A 22,418-nucleotide genomic window follows, 5' to 3' on the forward strand; every position below is an offset into this window, starting at 1 on the left:
GCTGTCTCATGAACCGCTGTGGTCGGGGGGGGTAAGCTGATACAGTTCCTGTACCAGTTGCAGCAGCTCTTCACGCCCTTCGGCGGACGCCTGGCGCAGCTGAACGGTCGGTTGATGCAGCAGTTTATTAGTCAGTCCGTGGGCGAAACGCTGCAGCACGTCTTCAGCCGGTTTGCCATTGGCCAACATGCGCATGGCTTTCTCCAGCTCCTGTGCTGCCGTTTCATGGGCACTCTGTCGCAGCAGGGTGAGGGTATCAACCGCATCCAGCTCACGCAGCCGACGCATGTACTCCAGCGTGCCGGCTTCAATGATACCTTCGGCATCACGGGCCGCACTCTGACGCTCACGCTGGTTTTCCTCAATCACTTCCTTGAGGTCATCAACGGTATAGAGGTAGACATCGTCCAGCTCACCCACCTGAGGCTCGATGTCACGCGGCACCGCAATATCCACCATAAAGATCGGCCGGTGCTTGCGCTTTTTCAGCGCCGCTTCCACTGCACCCTTGCCCAAAATCGGCAACTGGCTGGCAGTGGAGGCGATCAGAATATCGGTCTGGGGCAGCTCGTCGGGGATCTGTCCCAGCTCGATGGCACGCCCGTTGAACTCCTCGGCAACGGCCAGCGCGCGTGCAAGTGTGCGGTTTGCCACCGTGATTTGCTGCACGCCGGCACGCTTGAGATGGCGTGCAACCAATTCGATGGTCTCGCCGGCCCCGATCAGCAAGGCCCGGCTTTTGCCCAGATCGGCAAAAATGTGTTGCGCCAGGCTAACGGCCGCGTAGGCCACCGAAACCGGGTTTTGGCCGATGGCGGTCTGAGTACGCACATTTTTGGCCACCGAAAATGTGCTGCGGAACAGCCGCCCCAATTCAACGCTGACCAGCCCCTCCGCCTGAGACACCGAGAACGCAGACTTGAGCTGTCCCAGTATCTGCGGTTCGCCCAGCACCAGCGAGTCCAGCCCGCAGGCCACGCGCATCATATGGCGTACCGCTGCATCGTCCCAATAGGCGTAAGAACAGCGTTGCAGCTCCTCTACGTCAAGGTCGTGATAACGCCCCAGCCATTCCAGCAGAGCACGGCTACCCTCCAGCTCGGTAGTAGAGCAGTAGAGTTCGGTCCGGTTACAGGTGGACAGAATCGCCACTTCGGAAAGCCGGGCATGCAGCCGCGCCTCATGCAACGCCTGAGCCAGTTTTTCCGGTGCGAACGCCACCCGCTCGCGTACTTCGACCGGTGCCGTTTTGTGATTGATACCTAACGCCAGCAGAGCCATAGAAGGTTCGTATCACCCCATTACAGACAAGCGCGTAATCATACACCTTTGCCGCGTCCGGATTAACCCACCCGTGGCAGTTCTGCGTACAGAGCAGGACAACCCGCCGTCGGACAGCTGCAGATGGCATGACAGCCCCGACTCAATTGCTCTATAGTGAGATTTCCAACCCACCAGGATCGGAAACGTGCATCAGTTTATGAACAAACCTCTGCTGATCAGCCTGATCACCAGCCTGCTGATCACCGGCTGCAGCCAAATGGACAGGACGCCCTCTTCCGCCAATGCGGATACTCTTGAGCTGGCGCCAACCACCACCTATATCAAGGGCGAGCTCAACGCCGACAGCCTGTACCAGCTATTAAGTGCCGAGCTGGCCGGCAAGCAGGGCCGCTTTGACCTTGCTCTTGAGCACTACCTGAACCAGACGCGGCTGACCCGAGACCCTGCGGTAGCCGAGCGCGCCACGCGTATTGCCCAGTTTCTGCGCCGCCCGGATGCCGTCATGGAGACGAGCCGGCTGTGGAGTGAAATCGAGCCTGGCAACATTGAGCCACTGCACATCCGGGCCAACATCCTGCTGCATGAGCGCCAATTTGAGTTAGCCCTTCCCCTGCTCGAACAGGTATTGGAGCAGGGTGGTGACGAGGCACTGACCCTGATCGCAGCTCAGAGCGAAGAAATGCCGGCCGAAGTTGCCGAGCACTACTATGACTTGCTGACTAGACTCAACCGACAGCAGCCAGAGCAGCTCGACTATCTGCTGACTCGGGTACTGCTTCTGCGCCAGCTGGATAGAACCACAGCAGCTGCCGAGCTACTGGACGCCGTTCTGCGCGTGGAGCCCGACCAGGCTGAACTGGTACTGCAACGTGCCGAGATCTATCGCCAACAAGGGCAGCCGGCCCAAGGGCTCAAACTGGTCCAGCGCGCCCTGCGCCAGGAACCAGAACATACACGTCTGGCCGCCTCACGCGCCCAGTTGCTGCTGCTGTCTGGCCAAACTGAAATGGCCTGGGAAGCGATCCAGCAACTGCTGCAACAGCAGGAGGACAATCAACAGCTACGCTATTATTTCGCTCTTTTGCTGCTTGAGAACAACCGGCCCGAACAAAGCCGTCGACTGCTGCAACAGCTACTGGACCAACAGCCTGACAATTCGGCACCACATTTCTATCTTGGGGTCATTGCTCAGCAGCAGGAGCAGCGAGAACTGGCTTTGGAACATTTCCTTCAAGTCGACCAGGGCCCCAACCTGATTCAGGCCTACGCCCGCGCCCTGAGCCTGTTTGAAAGCGCCGATGATCAGGCCAGAGTCACCGCACTGATCGCAACAGGTCGAGAAAGTCATCCGGATCAGCGAGAAGATCTGATCATCCTGCAAGTCGAGTGGCTCGACCGGGTCGGCCTGCGCCCCGAGGCACTGGCCATTCTGAACCAGTCGCTGGAGCAGTCTCCCGACAGCGTTAACCTGCTGTACACCCGTTCCATGCTGACCGACTCCGAACAGTCACAACAAATGATCAGCGACCTTCGCCGTGCACTGGTCCTGTCTCCGGACAACCCGATGCTGCAGAATGCCCTCGGCTACACGCTGACCCTCTACACAGACGAACTGGAAGAGGCGCACGCCCTGATCAGCCGCGCACTTGCACAGCAACCGGAAGATGCCGCCATACTGGACTCCATGGGCTGGGTTCTGCACAGGCTGGGGCGCAATGAGGAAGCGCTCCACTTTTTGCAGCAGGCCCATTCGCGCTACCCCGAACCAGAAGTAACGGCTCATCTGGTGCAGGTACTATGGGCGCTGGACCAACAACAGCGAGCAACCGAACTGCTGCTGCAGGCACTGGAACAACAGCCAAATGACTCACACCTGCTGGAAGCCGCCGATATGATCGGAGTCACGCCATGAGGCCCCTTTTACCACTGCTGCTGGTATTGCTCCTGGGTGGCTGCAGTCAGTTGCAAACCCGTGAGCCGGCAATGCCCACAGATTCACGTCCGGTACTGCAGCTTGAAAGCTGGTCACTGGAGGGGCGCATCGGCATTCGCCATGACGGCGAAGTCAACAGTGCCAATCTGAGCTGGAAGCAGCAGCCGGCTGCCTATCAGATAGCCCTGACCGGCCCGCTTGGTCAGGGGGGGCTGCGCATCGAGGGCCGAGACAACAGTGTCAGTCTGCAGCAGTCAGGGTCTGACGAAATCTACCGGGCAACAACGCCCGAAGCCCTGATGCAGCAACTGCTGGGCTGGCACCTGCCCCTGTCCCATACACGCTACTGGGTACGAGGCGTACCCGACCCCAGCCTGCACTGGCAGGCGTTGAAGGACGAGCAGGGTTTCAGCCAGGCTGGCTGGAAGGTTGAATATGACCGTTACACTCGCGCCGGCACACTGGTGCTGCCGGAGAAGATACGTCTGACCCGCCCGGATATGCGCATTACACTGGTTGTTAACCATTGGACGACCGACCTGCAGCCTTGAGCCGATCGAATTTGGCAACAAATTTGCCACAGGGGTTGATTTCGACAGGCTCTTTGTTGAGAATATGCGCCTTCTTGGAGCGTGGTCCACACCACAGGAGACGACAGGGGTATCGCCAAGCGGTAAGGCACTGGATTCTGATTCCAGCATGCGGAGGTTCGAATCCTCCTACCCCTGCCAAACACCATGACAGACTTCCTCTCTACTACATCTAACTCCGACGCAATCGAGAAGGTAATCGCCGTGTCTAAAATGATGGTCTTCACCGGCAATGCAAACCCGGAGCTGGCACAAAAAGTTGTCGAACGCCTGGACATTCCCATGGGCAAGGCACAGGTTGGCCGCTTCAGTGACGGCGAAGTAAGCGTCGAGATCCAGGAAAATGTTCGTGGTAAGGATGTATTCATCATCCAGTCAACCTGCGCGCCCACCAATGACAACCTGATGGAGCTGATTGTATTCGCTGACGCCATGCGTCGCGCCTCGGCCACCCGCATCACGGCTGTTATCCCCTACTTCGGCTACGCCCGCCAGGATCGTCGTCCGCGTTCAGCGCGTGTACCGATCAGCGCCAAGGTCGTGGCCAGCATGATTGCCAACGTGGGCATCGACCGCGTACTGACGGTTGATCTGCACGCTGACCAGATTCAGGGCTTCTTCGACATTCCTGTAGACAACGTTTACGGCTCCCCGGTACTGCTCGATGACATCGTGGATCAGCAGTACGATGATATCATCGTAGTGTCCCCGGATGTGGGCGGCGTTGTCCGTGCCCGTGCCGTTGCCAAACAGCTTGACTGCGACCTGGCGATCATCGACAAGCGTCGTGAGCGTGCCAACGAATCCCAGGTGATGAACATCATCGGCGATGTGTCCGGTCGTACCTGCATTCTGGTCGATGATATGTGTGACACTGCCGGCACCCTGTGCAAGGCTGCCAAGGCACTGAAAGACAAGGGTGCCGCCCGCGTAGTCTCCTACGTGACCCACCCGGTTCTGTCCGGCCCGGCAATCAACAACATTATCGGCTCTCAGCTGGATGAGCTGGTCGTTTCCGACACCATCCCGCTGTCCGAGCAGGCGCAGAAGTGTGACAAGATTCGTCAGCTTTCACTGTCACCTCTGCTGGCAGAAGCGGTACGCCGCGTCTGCAATGAAGAATCCATCAGTGCCATGTTCCGCTAACCGGAACGGGCACTGAACCACGGGCACGTCCCGTGATTTGAAGGTCCACCATGGACCGCCCACATGCTGCATGCTTCTGGTCGCGGGGGTATGCAGCTTTAATATATAAGGTATATAAAACATGGCTAAATTTACTGTAAACGCTGTTGCCCGTGACGATCAGGGGAAAGGTGCGAGCCGCCGCCTGCGTCGTGAAGGTCTGGTACCGGGCATCATCTACGGCTCTTCCGAGCCGAAGGCGATCTCCGTGATCGGCAAAGACCTGTACCGCATGCTGCTGGAAGACGGTTTCTACTCGTCCATCCTGACCCTGAACCTCGACGGTCAGGACCAGCCGGTTATTATCAAGGATCTGCAGCGTCACCCGTCCAAGCCGGTTGTACTGCACGCTGACTTCCAGCGCATCGATGACAACCAGAAGATCAAGCTGCAGGTTCCGCTGGCCTTCGTGAACTTCGAAAAGTCTGCTGCCGCCAAGGCCGCAGCCAAGTTCGCTCAGGAAGCTGCCACCGTTGAAATTTCCTGCCTGCCGAAAGACCTGCCGGAAGCTCTGGAAGTGGAGCTGGGCCAGATCGAAATGGGCCAGACCGCTCACCTGTCCGACATTTCACTGCCGGAAGGCGTTGAAATCGTCGCCCTGCGTCGCGGTGAAGACCACGACCAGAGCGTTGGCTACTGCTACGCACCGCGTGGTGCTCGCGCCGCCAAGTAAGTTCTGACAGACAGGCAAAGGCATGAATGACCGGATTCAACTGATCGTCGGTCTCGGCAACCCCGGGACAGAGTACAGCCAGACCCGTCACAATGCCGGCGCCGAGCTGGTGGAGCAGCTTGCTGCCCACCAGCACATCTCCTTGCAATCGGAGAAGAAATTCTTCGGCCTCTATGGCAAGGTGCTGATCAACCACCAACTGGTCCATCTGCTGGTTCCCACAACCTACATGAATCGCAGCGGACAGTCCGTGGCAGCTCTGGCCAACTTCTACAAGATTCCTACCAGCGACATACTGGTCGTGCACGATGAGCTGGACATCCAGCCCGGCACCGCTCGCCTGAAACAGGGCGGCGGACACGGCGGACACAACGGCCTGCGCGACATTATCAGTAAGCTGGGGAACGACCGTAATTTCTATCGTCTGCGCCTTGGCATCGGCCATCCGGGCAGCGCTGCCCAGGTTTCCGGCTTTGTACTGAGCAAAGCACCGGTGGCTGAACGCGACAAGACACAGGCTGCCATTGATGAAGCGCTGCGTGCGCTGCCCCTTGCCGTCAGCGGTGACTGGGCACGTGCCATGAACCAGCTGCACAGTTTCAACGGCTAACCTCAATACAGGATCTGATCATGGGTTTCAAATGCGGTATTGTCGGACTTCCCAATGTCGGCAAGTCCACGCTCTTCAATGCCCTGACCAAAGCGGGCATCGACGCCGAGAACTTTCCTTTCTGTACCATTGAGCCGAATGCCGGCGTTGTTCCCATGCCGGACCCACGCCTCAATGCACTGGCCGAAATCGTCAAACCCGAACGCGTCCTCCCGACCACCATGGAGTTTGTGGATATCGCCGGCCTGGTTGCAGGCGCCTCCAAGGGCGAAGGTCTGGGCAACAAGTTCCTGGCCAACATCCGCGAAACCGATGCCATCGCGCATGTGGTGCGCTGCTTCGAAGATGACAACGTTATCCACGTTTCCAACCGTATTCATCCGCTGGAAGATATTGAAACCATCAATATGGAGCTGGCTCTGTCGGATCTGGATTCCTGCGAAAAGCAGCTTCTGCGTGTTCAGCGCAACGCCAAGGGCGGTGACAAGGACGCGATTGCAGCCAAGGCACTGCTGGAAAAAATGATCCCGCACCTGGCGGAAGGTCTGCCTGTACGAGGACTTGAGCTAAGCGATGACGAGCGCAAGCTGGCCCGCAGTTTCCACCTGCTGACCACCAAGCCAACCATGTACATCGCCAACGTGTCCGAAGATGGCTTCGAAAACAACCCCTACCTGGATCAAGTGAAGGAACTGGCGGCTTCCGAGGGCGCCGAAGTCGTTGCGATCTGCAACAAGCTGGAGTCTGAAATTGCCGAGCTGGAAGACGAGGAAAAAATCGAATTCCTGCAGGAGATGGGTATGGACGAGCCCGGCCTTGACCGCGTCATCCGCGCCGGTTACAGCCTGCTGGGCCTGCAAACCTATTTCACCGCCGGTGTAAAGGAAGTCCGCGCCTGGACCGTCAAGATCGGTGCTACCGCGCCTCAGGCGGCTGGTGTGATCCATACTGACTTCGAAAAGGGTTTCATCCGTGCTGAAGTGATCAGCTACGACGACTTCATCGCCTACAAGGGTGAACAGGGCGCCAAGGACGCCGGCCGCTGGCGCCTGGAAGGCAAGGAGTACATCGTCAAAGACGGTGATGTGGTTCACTTCCGCTTCAACGTCTGATTCGTTTTTTTGCTTTCAAGCCGTTGACAGCGTTACGAAAACAGGGAATAATTCGCGGCCTTGAAAGCTTATGGCAATGTAGCTCAGTTGGTTAGAGCAACGCATTCATAATGCGTGGGTCGCAGGTTCGAGTCCCGCCATTGCCACCATGTTTTCGAGATTGCAGGGGTATAGCCAAGCGGTAAGGCAACGGGTTTTGATCCCGTCATGCGGAGGTTCGAATCCTCCTACCCCTGCCATTTGTGGCAATGTAGCTCAGTTGGTTAGAGCAACGCATTCATAATGCGTGGGTCGCAGGTTCGAGTCCCGCCATTGCCACCATTCTTTACAGGGGTATCGCCAAGCGGTAAGGCACTGGATTCTGATTCCAGCATGCGGAGGTTCGAATCCTCCTACCCCTGCCATCCTGCTAAATGTTTCCACTTTCCTGAGTTTTCGCATACCTGACACGGCATTTATTTGTCGTTAATATGGGACACTAAAGATCCCCCGTTTCCTCAGGTACACAATATGAGTGGTTCCACGGACGAGCTATTACATGCACTGGCCAGTCAGGCTCAACACGATGCTCGCAACATAAACCTGCTGTTTGCCGCCTGTGATGGCATCCAGATGGACCAGCTGCTGACCACCCTCAGAACAGCTCATTTTTCGCCTCGCGGCCAATCTGTACAAGGCTCTGACGAGCTGCTGAATGTACTCAGTCAGCGCTCTTGGGACTTGCTGATCTTTGCCAGCAAGGATCACTACAGCACAGAACTGACCCCCGCCAAGGCCTTGGATCTGTTGAATCGTCTTAACCGTGACATACCGGTGATACTGCTGTCGCCAGGTCATGAATACCATGACCCAACCCACTGGCTTGGCATCGGTGTACAAGCGATGCTTCCCGAACGTAACCACGAATTACTGCTGCTCGAGCTGAACCGGGTGTACGCCCAGCTGCAAACACGTCGTGAACTGCGTAACACACAGAACCGACTGGCACAGCTGCAGCAACGCAATCAGACACTGGTAGAAAGTTCACCCTTGGCAATATGCATGCTGCATAACGGCCTGATCCTGCATGCCAACAAAAGTTTTGCCCACCTGTTCGGTTATGATGATGCAGAGCACCTGCTCGAACACTCACTGCGTCAGCTGCTTGAAGAGCGCTTCAGGGATGATCTGGACCAGATACTGCGAGAGTGCGATCACAGCAGCTCTGCATTGCAGCGCAACCTCACCGCCCAGAGACCAGACGATACCCGCTTCGAGGCCCGTTTCAGCTTCGCTCCATCCGAATACGATGGACGTCCCTGCCTTGAGGTCGAGATCATCACCGATTTCGACGCATCGGAAGAAATTTTCCGCGACATAAATCCGATCAGCGGCCTGAACAACCATCAGGCATTCATGCGTGCACTGGAAGTTGCCTGCAATAACGCCCGCCGCGGAGGGCAGGACCGCAACCTGATGCTGCTGACACTGGATCATCTGGAGGTGATTCGAACCGAAGTTGGCATTGACGGGGTTGATCTCATTTTGCGTGATATCGCCAGCATTTTGAAACAGAAAGTGAGCCGTGCCCACCTGCTGTCCCATTTGGATGACAACAGCTTTGCCATCATTCTGCACACCGCCGACCCCAACAAGGCTGTCGACATTGGAGAGCAGCTTTGCCACGCCGTCAGCAGCCATATCTGCCAAGTACAGAACACGGCCATCCACACCACCTTGTCAGTAGGCATAGTCGTCATCAACGACAGCGCTCCGACGCCAGTAAAGCTGGTTTCCCGCGCTCGCATGATGGCCGAGAGTCTGCATCACGGCAACCGGCCCGGCAATGGTGTCAGTCTGTATCAGGAAGAGAAGACGCTGCTCTCCAGCAGCGATGCCAAAATGAGCAAACGCCTGCTCAACGCGCTCAAAATGGACCGATTCCGACTTCTGTACCAGCCGGTCGTACCGCTGCGATTGGAAACGCCGACCCAGTATTACGAGGTACTGCTGCGCTTGATGAGTGACAGTGACAAGGAAATCTCTCCCAATGCCTTCATCGCCCAGGCGATAGAGCCTGAGGTACTGGTTGAGCTGGACCGCTGGGTCATCAAGCGGGCACTGTCGGAGCTGAGCAGCAAGCAAAACATTGAGAAGCGCACACACCTGCTGATCAACCTATCCGGTCCCTCGCTGCGTAGCGCAGAGCTGGTGCAGTGGCTGGGAGAAGAGCTGCGCAGAAGCCACGTACCCGCCGAATACCTGGTATTCGAAATCAGCGAAAGTGATGCTGCGGTTGATTTGATTGCGGCACGACATTTTGCCCGTGCCATTCAGCAACTGCACTGCCAGGTATGCCTGAAACATTTCGGCAGCTCACCCAACTCGGAACATGTACGCAAGGAGCTGGATTCTGAGTTTATCAAGCTGGATGGTTCCTACATTCAGGACCTGCAGAATCGCAACCTGACCATGGAATCACTGGAGGAAATGCTGGCCCCACTGAAACAGCAGAACAAGCTGATCATCGCCCCTTTGGTTGAAGAAACCCGTGTAATCAGCGACCTGTTCAGCGCCGGTGTTCATCTGGTTCAGGGGCACTATCTGCAACCCCCGCGGGAGCAGATGGATTACGATTTCTTTGAGGGATAGGAGCGTCAACGACAGCCTGCTCAGAGCAGGCTGTCGCGGTCCCGAAAACCGATCAGGTACAGAATGCCGTCCAGCCCAAGTGTCGATATTGCCTGCTTGGCACTCTGACGCACCAGCGGTTTGGCCCTGAAGGCGATCCCCAAACCGGCGATGGACAGCATCGGCAAGTCATTGGCACCATCCCCTACGGCGATGGTCTGTTCCAGTCGCACACCTTCCTTTTCGGCAATTTCACGCAACAGCTGAGCCTTGCGCTCGCCGTTGACGATGGTACCGACCACCTCACCGGTTACCTTGCCATCGCGAATATCCAGCTCGTTGGCATACACATAGTCAAAACCGAGCTTCTGCTGCAGGAAGTGACCAAAATAGGTAAACCCACCTGACAGGATGGCGGTCTTGAAGCCCAACGCCTTCAAATGCCCCACCAGCTCAGTTGCGCCTTCAGTCAAAGGCAGGCGCTCGGCAATGCGTTCAAGAACCGAGGCATCCAGCCCTTTGAGCAGCGCCACGCGGCGGCGGAAGCTCTCGTTGAAGTCGATTTCACCCCGCATGGCGGCTTCGGTAATCTCAATCACCTGCTCACCGACACCTGCCTCTTTCGCCAGCTCATCGATTACCTCGGCCTCGATCAGAGTCGAATCCATGTCGAACACCACCAGACGCCGGTTACGACGGAAAATATCATCCTTCTGAAAGGCGATATCCACATCCATATCGCTGGCCGTCTTGAGGAACTCTTCACGCAGCGCAGCGGCATCAGCCGGTAGCCCACGCACTGAGAACTCGACACAGGCGCGAGTCTGACGCGCACCGTCATCCTGCAGTGAGATACGCCCGGACAAACGGCTGATATTATCGATATTCAGGCCATGGTCGGCGGCAATGGCGGTCACACGTGCAATGTGCTCGGCACTGATGCGTCGTGCCAACAGAGTGATGATATGGCGCGACTTGCCCTGACCTTCGACCCAGTGTTCATAGGCCGCGTCATCCACTGGCTCAAAACGCACCAGCATGTTCATCTCATGTGCCTTGAACAGAACATCCCGCAATAGAGGAGACGACTCGGACTCTTTCGGCACCTGAATCAGGATACCCAGCGAGAGCGTGTTGTGAATGACCGCCTGGCCGATATCAAGGATATTGATATGATAGCGGGCGAGGATCCCGGTGATAGCCGAGGTCACGCCCGGACGGTCGTCACCGGAAATTGTCAGCAGGATGATTTCGTTCATCGCACCCTTCCGTTAAGTGAGGCATTGCTGGTATCACCAGCATCTGGCTGCGATTATATCAGAGCGACCGCACTCGACGCAGTGCTGTCCTGTCCTTTTAGCACGAGGAGTCATTTTGCTTGAGTCACTGCTACAGGCATTACCACTGACACCGACAAGCATTGTGGTGCTGATTGCCCTGATTGCGATGCTGGAATCTCTGGCGTTTGTCGGCCTGCTGCTGCCCGGTGTTGCCCTGCTGTTTGCATTGGCTGTCATGGCCGGCTCAGCAGCAGTGTCACCGTGGGTCTGTCTTCTGGCAGCGTTCACGGGCGCGGTGTGTGGTGATGGAATAAGCTTTCTACTGGGGCGCCATTCCGCCACACCCATCCGCCGCCTTGACTGGCTGCAAAGACACCCCGAATGGCTGCAACGGGGCGAAGCATTTTTCCGGCGCTGGGGCGGGCTCAGTATCGTCACCGGTCGGTTTGTTGGTCCGATTCGTCCTGTCATTCCGTTTGTGGCCGGCAGCTGCGGCATGCCTGGCCTGGCTTTCACCTTCTTCAACCTGATCTCGGCTTTGGGTTGGGCGCCATTGTATCTGCTGCCCGGATACTTCACCGGCCGAGGACTCACCACCGCCTCACCTCAACTGGCCCCGATATTTTGGTCAGTGGCTGTACTGCTGTTTACCCTGCTGCTGTTTCAACAGTTTCATCACCGACTGAAACCACATGGCAAGCTTCACACTTACTGGAGCCGCGTACTCCCCGCCCCCTGGCCGCCCGGACCAACACTACTGCTGCTGTGTGCGTTGACCGCTCTTATCGGCATCACCCTTATTAACCTTGACTCTGCAGGCGACCAGATCAATTCGGCTTTGCTCATACCCCTTCGCTCAATAGGAGATACCTTGCCACAAACGGCACTGGTGATGACGTTGATCGGTGATATTCCACTTGTTGCCGGGCTTTCACTACTGTGTGCGCTGTTTGGGCTGATGCGTGGGGATGGCTGGCGCGGCTGTGGAGTATTTGCGGGGGTTATCGGCGTCATTCTGCTTAACCATGTACTGAAGCAACTCTTTGGCCTGCCGAGACCTGAAGGAAGCAGTCTTGCCAATTTCAGCTACCCAAGCGGGCATGCCTCAGCTGCCGCCGCGTTCTTTACTCTGACGGCCGTATGGCTGCTGCATAACAGGGATCACCAGACTCGCCATTTGGGTTATCTCTGCACCATACCCTTGATTCTGGCGGTTGCGCTGTCCCGTCCAATGCTGGGAGTGCACTGGCCCATGGACGTGATAGCGGGAGTGGCCGAAGCATTGGTGATCACAGCCATGTATCGGATATGGCTATATCACTGGCCAGCGCCAGTCAGAATACCACTGAGCTGGGCGGGGATACTGTGTGTCATCACAGGACTTTATGTGGTGCTGACATTCGACCTGGCTGCCGGGCGTTACCCCGGCAGCTGAATCAAGCATCAACCCTTGCGCTTTTGCCGCGCCTTGGGAGGGTGCTTGCGCTTCTGAGCGGCCTTGCGCTTGGTGGCAGCACCGGCGGGCTTATCTCCGCCAGTACGGCCTTCAGGCTTTTTTGAGCGACGACGCCCCTTGCTATGATCCGGCTTGCCGCGACCATCCGCGATCTGACCCTTGGCCAGCTTTTCACGCTGACTGGTTCGCTTGGGTTGTGCAGCGGCAGGATCTGCTGCCAGCTCAAAGTCGATCTTGCGTTCATCCAGATCCACACGCACAACTTTGACCTCAAGCTCGTCACCCAGCTTGAAGACGCGACGGGTACGATCCCCGACCAAGCGCTGCTTCGCTACTTCAAAGTGGTAGTAGTCACTGGGCAGTGAGGTAATGTGGATAAGTCCCTCGATATACAGGTCTTCCAGCTCTACAAACACACCAAAGCCGGTGACAGCTGCCACCACACCGGTAAACACTTCTCCAATCTGGCTTTGCATGTATTCACACTTGAGCCAAGCCACCACATCACGGGTGGCCTCATCAGCACGCCGTTCGGTCATGGAGCAGTGCTCACCCAGCGCCAGCATCTGCTCAAGCGAATACGGATAGCCAAAGGCGGCATTGGCCGTAAACTTCTTCGGCCGCTCGACCGCCTTCGCTTTCCCATCACCATGAATCGCACTGCGAATGGCGCGGTGAACCAACAGATCAGGGTAGCGCCGTATGGGCGATGTGAAGTGCGCATAGGTCGGATAGGCCAGGCCAAAGTGGCCCAGATTTTCAGGGCTATATACAGCCTGCTGCATCGACCTGAGCATCATGGTCTGGATAATGTGACGATCCGGCCGCCCCTTGATTGACTCGGCCAGCTTCAGGTAATCCTTTGGCTCGGGGCTGTCACCACCAGGGAGGTTAAGCCCCAGCTCACCCAGGAAGGCTCGCAGATTCTGCAGCTTCTGTGCCTTGGGCCCTTCATGGATTCGGTACAGAGCCGGCTTGCCGTACTTACCCAGAAAACGTGCGGTTGCCACGTTAGCGACCAGCATGCACTCTTCGATGATCTTGTGCGCATCGTTACGCACCACGGGAATAATCTCATCGATTTTGCGTACCTGATCAAATACGATACGCGTTTCAACGGTGTCAAAATCAATGGCTCCGCGGTCATCCCGCGCCTTGCGCAACGCCTTGTAAAGCTGATGCAGCTGCTCTACATCAGTCACTACGGCGCTGTACTGCTTGCGCAGGTTCGCACTGTCTTCATGCTCGGCATCCAACATTGCCCCTACCTTGGTGTAGGTCAGGCGCGCCTTGGAGTTGATCACCGCTTCGTAGAACTTATAACCCGACAGTTTACCGGCCCGGCTGATGGTCATCTCGCACACCATGGCCAGACGATCCACATTGGGGTTCAGCGAGCAGAGCCCGTTAGAAAGCAGTTCCGGCAGCATCGGAACCACAAACTCGGGGAAGTAGACCGAGTTGCCACGCTTGACCGCTTCACGGTCCAGCGCCGAGTCAGGGCGTACGTAGTAGGACACATCCGCAATCGCCACCCAAAGACGCCAGCCACCAAAGGTTTTTTTCTCACAGTAGACGGCATCGTCAAAGTCTTTGGCGTCTTCACCGTCAATGGTGACAAAAGGCAACTCGCGCAGATCGATGCGGTTCTGTTTGTCCTCTTCGCGCACTTCCGGTGTCAGCTCACCGATCTGCTGGTGCACATCCGCTGGAAACTCATCCGGGATTTCATGGTTGTGAATGGCAACCTGAATCTCCATTCCCGGCGCCATGCGATCACCCAACACTTCCACAACACGAGCGCGTGCAGGCTGCTTCCGGTTGGGATACTGGATGATCTCGGCCACTACCAGCTGACCGTCTTCATACTCCAGACCGGTAGTCGGGTCAGGGATAATCATCACCTGATTGGTGATGCGTTGATTTTCGGGGATCAGCGATCCAAAGCCACTGTGGCCATCAAACTTGCCCACCACCTTGGTAGTGCCACGCTCCAGCACTTCGACAATCTTGCCTTCGCGTCGGCCCTTGTGATCCACTCCGATGGACTGGACCAGTGCCCGGTCACCATCAAACACTTCACGCATATTGCGCGGGCTGAGGAACAGGTCATCGCCACCGGCGTCCGGCTTCAGGAAGCCAAATCCATCACGATGCCCTATCACGCGGCCGGGAATCAGATCCATCTTCTGAATCAACCCGTACTCGCCCTTGCGGTTGGAGATCAGTTGACCATCTCGACACATGGCGATCAGGCGCCGGCGAACACCTTCAACACTGTCTTCATCATCAATACCCAGCTCCCGACACAGCACGGGATGACTGATCGGGGCGCCCCACTTCTCGAGGAATTCAAGCATGAAGTCACGGCTCGGTACCGGCTGTTCATACTTTTCAGCTTCCAGCTGAAGGTTGGGGTCTTTGTCTTTCCAATTCTTGCTCATTCAGTATCCAGTTGTTTCTGTACGATCTTTTGACCGATACAGCGGCCTTTCCTTCAGAATAGACCGTCAATATGTAAAAAATAAAGCCGGCGTTGCCGGCTTTACAGATCTCAGGGAAGCTCTTCGACCTCTTCGCCCTCTTTCTTCTCGGGCGGCATCAGGTCTTCGCGACTCACCTGCATTAAAATCAGTGCATTGGCGGCCACATAAATGGAGGAGTAAGTACCCACCAGCACACCAACCAACAAAGCCAATGCGAAACTGTGAATCATTTCGCCACCAAAATAGAACAGCGCAACCAGCACCAACAACGTCGTCAATGAAGTCATCAAGGTACGACTGAGTGTCTGACTCAGTGAAGCATTCATGACCTCAATGTTGTCTTCCTTACGCATGATGCGGAAGTTCTCACGAATCCGGTCGTACACTACGATGGTATCGTTCAGCGAGTAACCGATCACGGCCAGCACGGCAGCCAGCACCGTCAAGTCAAACTCGATCTGCAGCAGCGAGAAAACACCCAGCACAATAACAACGTCATGCACCAGTGCCACTACTGCTCCCAGCGAAAATTTGAGCTGAAACCGAAAAGCAAGATAGACCATGATCATGAACAGTGCCAGCAGCATGCCCAGACCACCCTGCTCACGCAGTTCTTCGCCTACCTGTGAGCCGACAAATTCATTGCGGCGCAGCTCCACTGTTTGATCGGACCCGGCACGCAGGGCTTCCAGCACCTTGTCACCGAGCTGCGGGTCGTGATCAACCTGCAGCCGGATCAGGATATCGCGCGAGGAGCCGAAAGTTTGTACAACCGCATCCGGAAAGCCTTCTGCACTCAGCTTCTGGCGCACATCTTCCAGACTGACCGCCTGCTCATAACCGACCTCAACCAGGCTGCCACCAGTAAAGTCGAGGCCAAACTTGAGGCCGTTGACCGCCAGTGATGCAATCGACACCAGCAGCAAAACTGCGGAGAACGCCAGCGCCAGCTTGCGTATCCCCATGAAATTGTAAATCTTCTTTGCCGTCGTCATGGGGGTTCCTCAGATCATCAGTTTCTTCAGCGTGCGGCCGCCATACACCAGGTTCACCAGTGCACGGGTCACCAGCAAAGCAGTGAACATGGAGGTCAGAATACCGACCGACAGCGTAACAGCGAAGCCCTTGACCGGCCCAGTACCCATGGCGAACAGGATCACGGCCGCGATCAGCGTGGTCACGTTGGCATCCAGAATGGTGGTAAACGCGCGGCTGAAGCCCGAGTGAATGGCCGACTGCACCGGCAGACCATTCTTCAACTCTTCCTTTATTCGCTCGAATATCAACACGTTGGCATCTACCGCCATGCCCACGGTCAACACGATGCCAGCAATACCCGGCAGCGTCAGAGTTGCTGACAGCAGCGACATCACCGCGACCAGCAGAACCAGGTTCAGAGTCAGCGCGATATTAGCCAATAGACCGAATACTCGGTAGTAAACCAGCATGAACACCAGCACCAGCGCAAAGCCGATCTGTACCGACAGAGTACCCTGTTCGATATTCTTGGCGCCCAGGCTCGGACCGACCGTACGCTCCTCTACGAAGTACACTGGCGCAGCCAGGGCACCAGCCCGCAGCAGCAGTGCAAGTTCGGAGGACTCCTGGGCACTGTCCAGTCCGGTGATGCGGAACTGGTTGCCCAGCGTGCTCTGGATTGTCGCCAGCGAGATGATGCTTTTCTCGGTGTAAGGGATACGGCGCTCGACACGCTCACCCTCGATGGTCTGTACCAGTGTGCGCTGCTTGTGCTCGACAAACAGCACCGCCATGCGGCGCTGAATCGCATTGCGTGTCACCCGGTTCATCATCTGGCCACCAGGGCCATCCAGGGTGATCGACACCTGTGGCATGCCGTTCTCGTCAAAGGCGGCCTGTGCATTGGAGACACTGGAGCCGGTAATGATGATGTCCTTTTCCAGTGCCGCGCTACGGCCTGGCTGGCTGCGGAAGTCATAGGTCTCGGTCAGGGCACGACTGGTATCCGGCAGTGCTTCGAGACGGAACTCCAGATTGGCCGTTTTACCGATCACACGCTTGGCGGCCGCCGCATCCTGTACGCCCGGTAGCTGAACCACAATACGATTGCGTCCCTGACGCTGCACCAAAGGCTCGGCCACACCCAACTCGTTGACACGGTTACGCAGGGTCGTGAGGTTCTGCTTGATGGCGTAGTCTTCGATCTGGCGGATGGTCTCTTCCGTCAGGTTGATATAGAGGAAATAGTCCTCGCCATCGGCTGCGGCATCCACCATGAACTCGGGCCAGGTGCGACGCAGCAGTCCCTGCGCCTCATCACGCACGGCAACATCATCGAAACGGACCGACAGACGGCCATCTTCAAGGTGGTCAACCATGCGATAACGCAGTTTTTCTTCACGCAGTTTGGTTTTGATCTCGCTGACATACACGTCCAGTCGCTGCGCAACCGCTTGCGCCATGTCCACTTCCATCAGAAAGTGCACACCACCACGAAGGTCGAGGCCCAGCGTCATGGGACCGGCACCAATGGCCCGCAGCCATTCAGGTGTCGTCGGTGCCAGGTTCATCGCCACGGTGTAGTTGTTGCCCAGTGTCTGGGCAATCAGTTCGCGCGCTTCAAGCTGAGCGTCAGAGCTGCCAAGACGGATCAGGCCAACACCGCTCTCCTGCAATTCCGTTGCCTTGGCCACAAGACCGGCTTCTTCCAGACGCTGTTCAATGGACGTTAGCGTACCCTGATCAACGGGGGCCGCATTACGACCGGCTGACACCTGAATCGCATAGTCATCCGGGTACAGGTTGGGAGCTGCGTAGAGGCCGGCAATCACCAGCACCAGCAGGATCAGGAAATTTTTCCACAGGGGGTAGCGGTTGAGCATCGTGCTCCATCCTCACCAAAAACGAAAGCGCCACCTGAACAGTGGCGCCGGAACACAGATGGGCGATCAGATATTCTTGATCGTGCCCTTGGGCAGTTCGGCCGCAACGTGGGCCTTCTGGAACTTCAGCTCGGTGCCTTCAGATACTTCCAGCACCACGTAGTCATCGCTCAGACGCACCACCTTACCGATGATGCCACCTGCGGTGATCACTTCGTCACCTTTTGCCAGGCCGGCGATCAGGTTCTTGTGATCCTTGGCACGCTTGGCCTGCGGACGCCACATGAAGAAGTAGAAGATCAGACCGAAGCCGACCAGGAACAGGATGTTGAACATGCCCGGATCCATGGCGCCAGCGCCTTCAGCATAGGCCGGAGAGATGAAAAAGCTCATTCAGGTTGTACTCCCGATTACAGTGTCAGTGATGCGTTTCAAGCCGTCAGCGGCGGCGTTTCATGCCCCTGCTGGCGATAGAATTCGTTTACGAAGTCGCTCAATTTACCCTGTTCAATGGCGTTGCGCAAACCAGCCATCAGCTCCTGATAGTAGTGCAGGTTGTGGATGGTATTGAGCTGCGCCCCCAGAATCTCCTTGCACTTGTCCAGATGATGCAAATAGGCGCGACTGAAGTTCTGACAGGTATAACAGCTGCAGGTTTCATCCACAGGTGCGGTATTGGTTTTATTGGCTGAATTTCGAATTTTGACGATGCCGTTGCGGGTGAACAGGAAACCGTTGCGCGCGTTGCGCGTCGGCATGACACAGTCGAACATGTCGACACCACGACGCACCCCTTCGACCAGATCTTCCGGCTTGCCCACCCCCATCAGGTAACGGGGCTTGTCCTCGGGCATTTTCCACGCCAGGTGGTCAAGAATGCGAACCATGTCCTCCTTCGGTTCACCCACCGAGAGGCCGCCGATGGCATAGCCATCGAAGCCGATCTCGGTCAAACCGGCCAGGGACTCATCACGCAGGCTTTCGTACATACCGCCCTGAATAATCCCGAATAGCGCCGAAGGGCTGTCGCCGTGCGCCTTTTTGGAGCGCTCGGCCCAGCGCAGCGACATGCGCATGGAGTCGGCCGCTTCCTTTTCTGTTGCCGGATAGGGTGTGCACTCATCAAAGATCATCACGATATCGGAACCCAATTCACGCTGAACCTGCATTGAGCTTTCTGGCGTCATGAACACCTTGCTGCCGTTCACCGGCGATTGGAAGGTCACGCCCTCTTCGGTGATCTTGCGCAGCTTGCCAAGACTGAACACCTGAAAGCCGCCTGAGTCGGTCAGAATCGGCCCCTTCCACTGCATGAAATCATGCAGATCACCGTGCATCTGTACGATTTCGGTACCCGGGCGCAGCATCAGATGGAAGGTGTTGCCCAGAATGATCTGAGCGCCGGTGGCCTCGATATCCCGCGGCAGCATGCCTTTGACGGTGCCGTAGGTGCCCACCGGCATGAAGGCGGGGGTTTCAACCACACCACGGGGAAAGGTCAGGCGTCCGCGACGCGCCTTGCCTTCACTGGCAAGAGTCTCGAACTGCATAAAACATTCTCTGCTCACAAAGCATCCTCATCCGCCGCATCACGGCGGGTCAAAAACATGGCATCGCCATAACTGAAAAAGCGGTAACGCTCGGCCACGGCATCGGCATAGGCCTGCATGATCGACTGATGTCCCGCAAAGGCACTGACCAGCATCATCAACGTCGACTCAGGCAGGTGGAAGTTGGTAATCAGTCGATCCACCGTGCGAAAGCGATAGCCCGGGTAGATAAAGATATCGGTATCGCCATAAAAGGGGGCGATTTCGCCGGACCGGCTCGCCGTCTCAAGACAGCGCACACTGGTCGTTCCTACCGCTACAACTTTATTGCCCCGGGCCTGAGCGGCTTTCACTGCCGCACAGGCCTCATCGGAGACTTCGATATATTCGGCGTGCATGTGGTGCTCGGCAATGGTGTCGACCTTGACCGGCTGAAAGGTGCCCGCGCCTACATGCAGGGTAACAAAGGTTTGCTCGATGCCTTTGTCCTTCAGCTGCTGCAACAACGCTTGATCAAAATGCAGCCCTGCCGTCGGAGCCGCAACGGCACCGGGCTTACGATTGTAAACGGTTTGATAACGCTCGCGGTCAGACAGTTGATCCTCACGTTTCATATAGGGCGGTAGCGGCATGTGACCGTGCCGCTCCAGCGCGGACACCAGATGGTCGTCCAGATTAGTAAATCTGAGCTGGAACAGGTTTTCCTGACGCCCCGTTACTTCGGCCTCAAGCCCGCCTTCAAACAGCAGCCGCGCACCCGGCCTGGGCGCACGACTGGCCCGAATGTGCGCCAGCGCGGTGTTTTCGGAGGTGACCCTTTCCACCAACATCTCGATCTGGCCGCCGCTCTCTTTCTGCCCGAACAGCCGCGCCGGAATCACGCGGGTATCGTTAAACACCAGCAGATCGCCGGGCTGCAGCAATGTAAGAAGGTCGGTAAACTGTCGGTGGGTCCGTTCACCGGTATTGCCGTCAAGGCAGAGCAAGCGGCTGGCACTGCGCTGTTCCAGTGGATAACGCGCAATCAGCTCTTCCGGCAGCTCGAAATAGAAGTCTTTTACCTGCATGGGACTCAAACTGGAAACCTGTTGGAAAGATTGAATTCTACCTGAGTAACAGGTTTTTTTCAGTCCTGATTGACGAACCAGCAAAGACAAATATAATATGCGCCTTCACTGCAGGGGCTTCACACTTCGAAACCCCGTCGATACAGTGCCAGCGTGGTGAAATTGGTAGACACAGGGGATTCAAAATCCCCCGCCTTAACGGGTGTGCCGGTTCGAGTCCGGCCGCTGGTACCACTTAAAAACGTTTTATTTCAGCAAGTTACACTACCCAAGTCCTTCCCTGAAATACACCTGATACGTCCACACTTGCTTGAGTGTCCACAAAGTGTCCACTTTTTCCTATTTTCACCTCCAACTATCCACCTTGCTTTTTTTTCAGTTTGCTACACTATGGGGGCAAGAGTAGTGAGATTTAGTGATAGATAGAGGGGCTTTCTGGTTGATTTTTGAGCAGCGCACTGTAAAATGTGCGCGCTTCGCTCAGAGCTCCAACTGTAGTTGCGAGTACGTACAAACCTGCAACTTCTCAAAAGGCACAGGTATTGTGCAATCAGCAGCAAGAGGCCGCGCCCATGTTTGACGACAAAAAAGTAGCTCAGATGGCTATGTACTTCCTCGGTAGAAGAGGTGGCCGCATGTCTTACTTGAAGCTAATGAAACTGCTGTACCTGGCAGACCGTCACTCTATGGAACTCTACGACTTCCCTATTTCTGACGATCACCATGTTTCCCTGCCTCACGGGCCTGTCCTGTCGAACACTCTCAACTTGATTACAGGTCAGGTTGAATCTGTTGCATGGAATAGTGAAATAGCCGCCGAAGCGAATTATGAAGTTAGCCTGAAGTCTACTTTCGACCGTGACAAGCTGGATGAGCTGAGTGATGCTGACATTGAAGTCATGGAGGCCATCTGGAATCAGTTTGGCGAAATGAATCGTTGGGAGCTGAGGCAGCACACTCACGACCACTGCCCAGAATGGGAAGATCCAAACGGCTCTTCTTTCCCCATCTCACCAGAAGCCATCTATCGTGCAGTTGGTCGAGATGAACACTCGGCGCAGCAGCTGAATAATGAGCTGATGCAGCGTAAGTCACTGGAGATGATTCGCCGCAATTACCGATGACTCAGCCACTGATAGCAAGAAAAGGGACGTTCTTCTGGCTGACTGGCCCAGTCGACCACATGCACATCATCATCAATGATCCTGTCTTCTGCCCAGAAGCGGGTCATGAGCTTGTTGTTGACGTGAACATCACCTCTATGACTGAACGTCATGATCCGGCTTGTGTTTTAGAAGCTGGTTGCCACCCATTCATCACTCGTCAAAGCTATGTTTTTTACCGCGATGCATCTCCTTTCAGTGCAACCAAACTAGCTGCTGGCGTAGCTGCTGGAGAAGTTCGGACTCATGAAGCGGTCGATGAGGCACTTTATGAAAAGGTACTTGAGGGATTTAAGGTCTCGAGATTTGTGAAACCCCGAATTAAGCGCTTCCTTCGAAATCATGCCAGGTTAATTGACTAGCCTGTTATACCCTCCTTACTTTCACTTTCCCTCTGCAAAGGGTTCAGCTTCACGGCATCATTCAAGTGGTCCGGTGCAAGGTGTGCATACCGCATGGTCCTCTGGTAACCCCCCATTTTTAGCGGGGTTCAAAAGTAGACCTCAGGCCACCATGGGCGTAGCCCTGCTCGCCCAGCAGTTGAATAATTGCCGCTTC

At 56.2% G+C, this 22,418-nt stretch carries 18 protein-coding genes and 6 tRNA genes; 16 read left to right on the top strand and 8 right to left on the bottom strand.

Annotated features, from left to right (window positions below; all coding sequences use genetic code 11):
* Window positions 1-6: 6 nt before the first annotated feature.
* Window positions 7-1,281 (bottom strand): glutamyl-tRNA reductase, encoded by a 1,275-nt coding sequence (hemA, locus tag CFI10_RS15525; RefSeq protein WP_091827258.1) that lies wholly within the window; start codon window positions 1,279-1,281, stop codon window positions 7-9.
* A gap of 199 nt (window positions 1,282-1,480) precedes the next feature.
* On the opposite strand from hemA, the gene CFI10_RS15530 reads away from it, so the two are divergent.
* The 12 genes from CFI10_RS15530 to CFI10_RS15585 all read left to right on the top strand — a co-directional run bounded on the left by CFI10_RS15530 (window position 1,481) and on the right by CFI10_RS15585 (window position 10,018).
* Entirely contained in the window at window positions 1,481-3,196 is a 1,716-nt protein-coding gene (locus CFI10_RS15530) for a tetratricopeptide repeat protein (RefSeq protein WP_206836125.1), read from the top strand.
* Window positions 3,193-3,768, top strand: coding sequence for a lipoprotein insertase outer membrane protein LolB (gene lolB / locus CFI10_RS15535; protein ID WP_206836128.1), 576 nt, complete (start codon window positions 3,193-3,195; stop codon window positions 3,766-3,768). The genes CFI10_RS15530 and lolB overlap by 4 nt, the downstream gene beginning before the upstream one ends.
* A gap of 105 nt (window positions 3,769-3,873) precedes the next feature.
* Window positions 3,874-3,948: transfer RNA gene (locus tag CFI10_RS15540), tRNA-Gln, on the top strand.
* 63 nt (window positions 3,949-4,011) lie between these two features.
* Window positions 4,012-4,953 carry a ribose-phosphate pyrophosphokinase gene (locus CFI10_RS15545; RefSeq protein ID WP_091827255.1) on the top strand — a complete coding sequence of 314 codons (942 nt, stop codon included), beginning with the start codon at window positions 4,012-4,014 and terminating at the stop codon, window positions 4,951-4,953.
* 121 nt (window positions 4,954-5,074) lie between these two features.
* Window positions 5,075-5,665 carry a 50S ribosomal protein L25/general stress protein Ctc gene (locus CFI10_RS15550; RefSeq protein ID WP_206836131.1) on the top strand — a complete coding sequence of 197 codons (591 nt, stop codon included), beginning with the start codon at window positions 5,075-5,077 and terminating at the stop codon, window positions 5,663-5,665.
* A gap of 22 nt (window positions 5,666-5,687) precedes the next feature.
* Window positions 5,688-6,275: an aminoacyl-tRNA hydrolase gene (gene pth, locus CFI10_RS15555; RefSeq protein ID WP_206836134.1), complete on the top strand. Its 588-nt coding sequence runs from the start codon at window positions 5,688-5,690 to the stop codon at window positions 6,273-6,275.
* 20 nt (window positions 6,276-6,295) lie between these two features.
* Window positions 6,296-7,387: a redox-regulated ATPase YchF gene (gene ychF / locus CFI10_RS15560; RefSeq protein WP_091827252.1), complete on the top strand. Its 1,092-nt coding sequence runs from the start codon at window positions 6,296-6,298 to the stop codon at window positions 7,385-7,387.
* A 72-nt stretch (window positions 7,388-7,459) separates the two neighbouring features.
* Window positions 7,460-7,536: transfer RNA gene (locus CFI10_RS15565), tRNA-Met, on the top strand.
* A gap of 15 nt (window positions 7,537-7,551) precedes the next feature.
* Window positions 7,552-7,626 (top strand) — tRNA-Gln (locus tag CFI10_RS15570).
* 5 nt (window positions 7,627-7,631) lie between these two features.
* Window positions 7,632-7,708 (top strand) — tRNA-Met (locus tag CFI10_RS15575).
* 8 nt (window positions 7,709-7,716) lie between these two features.
* Window positions 7,717-7,791: transfer RNA gene (locus tag CFI10_RS15580), tRNA-Gln, on the top strand.
* A gap of 106 nt (window positions 7,792-7,897) precedes the next feature.
* The gene (locus CFI10_RS15585) at window positions 7,898-10,018 is read left to right on the top strand and encodes an EAL domain-containing protein (protein WP_206836137.1); all 2,121 of its coding nucleotides are present in this window, start codon (window positions 7,898-7,900) and stop codon (window positions 10,016-10,018) included.
* A 20-nt stretch (window positions 10,019-10,038) separates the two neighbouring features.
* On the opposite strand, the gene serB is transcribed toward CFI10_RS15585, so the two are convergent.
* Entirely contained in the window at window positions 10,039-11,256 is a 1,218-nt protein-coding gene (gene serB, locus CFI10_RS15590) for a phosphoserine phosphatase SerB (RefSeq protein ID WP_206836140.1), read from the bottom strand.
* Window positions 11,257-11,371: 115 nt separating this feature from the next.
* On the opposite strand from serB, the gene CFI10_RS15595 reads away from it, so the two are divergent.
* Complete coding sequence (locus tag CFI10_RS15595; protein WP_206836143.1) at window positions 11,372-12,712, top strand: VTT domain-containing protein; 1,341 nt, start codon at window positions 11,372-11,374, stop codon at window positions 12,710-12,712.
* A gap of 8 nt (window positions 12,713-12,720) precedes the next feature.
* Here the strand turns inward: CFI10_RS15595 and rnr are convergent, their stop codons facing one another.
* The 6 genes from rnr to queA form a co-directional block, all read right to left on the bottom strand.
* On the bottom strand, window positions 12,721-15,177 hold the full coding sequence (gene rnr / locus CFI10_RS15600) for a ribonuclease R (protein WP_206836146.1): 2,457 nt from the start codon (window positions 15,175-15,177) through the stop codon (window positions 12,721-12,723).
* Window positions 15,178-15,287: 110 nt separating this feature from the next.
* Complete coding sequence (secF, locus tag CFI10_RS15605) at window positions 15,288-16,214, bottom strand: protein translocase subunit SecF (protein ID WP_206836149.1); 927 nt, start codon at window positions 16,212-16,214, stop codon at window positions 15,288-15,290.
* A 9-nt stretch (window positions 16,215-16,223) separates the two neighbouring features.
* On the bottom strand, window positions 16,224-18,080 hold the full coding sequence (secD, locus tag CFI10_RS15610) for a protein translocase subunit SecD (RefSeq protein WP_206836153.1): 1,857 nt from the start codon (window positions 18,078-18,080) through the stop codon (window positions 16,224-16,226).
* 66 nt (window positions 18,081-18,146) lie between these two features.
* Window positions 18,147-18,473, bottom strand: a complete 327-nt coding sequence (gene yajC, locus CFI10_RS15615; protein ID WP_206836156.1) for a preprotein translocase subunit YajC — start codon at window positions 18,471-18,473, stop codon at window positions 18,147-18,149.
* 38 nt (window positions 18,474-18,511) lie between these two features.
* Window positions 18,512-19,630: a tRNA guanosine(34) transglycosylase Tgt gene (gene tgt / locus CFI10_RS15620; protein ID WP_206836157.1), complete on the bottom strand. Its 1,119-nt coding sequence runs from the start codon at window positions 19,628-19,630 to the stop codon at window positions 18,512-18,514.
* Between the two features lie 14 nt (window positions 19,631-19,644).
* The gene (gene queA, locus CFI10_RS15625) at window positions 19,645-20,697 is read right to left on the bottom strand and encodes a tRNA preQ1(34) S-adenosylmethionine ribosyltransferase-isomerase QueA (RefSeq protein ID WP_091827772.1); all 1,053 of its coding nucleotides are present in this window, start codon (window positions 20,695-20,697) and stop codon (window positions 19,645-19,647) included.
* A 147-nt stretch (window positions 20,698-20,844) separates the two neighbouring features.
* On the opposite strand from queA, the gene CFI10_RS15630 reads away from it, so the two are divergent.
* The 3 genes from CFI10_RS15630 to CFI10_RS15640 all read left to right on the top strand — a co-directional run bounded on the left by CFI10_RS15630 (window position 20,845) and on the right by CFI10_RS15640 (window position 22,222).
* Window positions 20,845-20,931 (top strand) — tRNA-Leu (locus CFI10_RS15630).
* A 338-nt stretch (window positions 20,932-21,269) separates the two neighbouring features.
* Window positions 21,270-21,821 (top strand): Panacea domain-containing protein, encoded by a 552-nt coding sequence (locus CFI10_RS15635; protein WP_206836160.1) that lies wholly within the window; start codon window positions 21,270-21,272, stop codon window positions 21,819-21,821.
* Window positions 21,818-22,222 (top strand): hypothetical protein, encoded by a 405-nt coding sequence (locus tag CFI10_RS15640; RefSeq protein WP_206836163.1) that lies wholly within the window; start codon window positions 21,818-21,820, stop codon window positions 22,220-22,222. The genes CFI10_RS15635 and CFI10_RS15640 overlap by 4 nt, the downstream gene beginning before the upstream one ends.
* Window positions 22,223-22,418 lie beyond the last annotated feature (196 nt).

The organism is Marinobacterium iners (assembly GCF_017310015.1).
Classification (GTDB): domain Bacteria; phylum Pseudomonadota; class Gammaproteobacteria; order Pseudomonadales; family Balneatricaceae; genus Marinobacterium; species Marinobacterium iners.